Raw genomic sequence first — 300 nt, forward strand, 5'->3', positions numbered from 1 at the left:
CCTAACCCACCTAGAACGCGATCATTACCAGAGCCCAAGTTGATCTCGTCATTGCCATATGCATTTTGATCGCCGTCTTCGGTTTTCAGTAGCGCGACACCATTTCGTAGGTCGACCTCACCAAAATCCCCCAACACGGTATCGTTGCCCTGACCGCCTTCAACGTAGTCATTACCTGCACCCGCTAAAATGATATCTTGGCCTTCATCGCCATGAATGACATCACCAGCACCTTGGTTGGTATCCGTCGTCACGACTTGCACAACCTCTTCAACCACAAGAACAACCGAGCCCATATCG

At 50.7% G+C, this 300-nt stretch carries 1 pseudogene; it reads right to left on the reverse strand.

Annotated features, from left to right (window positions below):
* Positions 1 to 300, reverse strand: a pseudogene (locus ACP45E_RS01000) (hypothetical protein); the annotation flags it as partial.

The organism is Vibrio genomosp. F10 str. 9ZD137 (assembly GCF_049974785.1).
GTDB lineage: Bacteria > Pseudomonadota > Gammaproteobacteria > Enterobacterales > Vibrionaceae > Vibrio.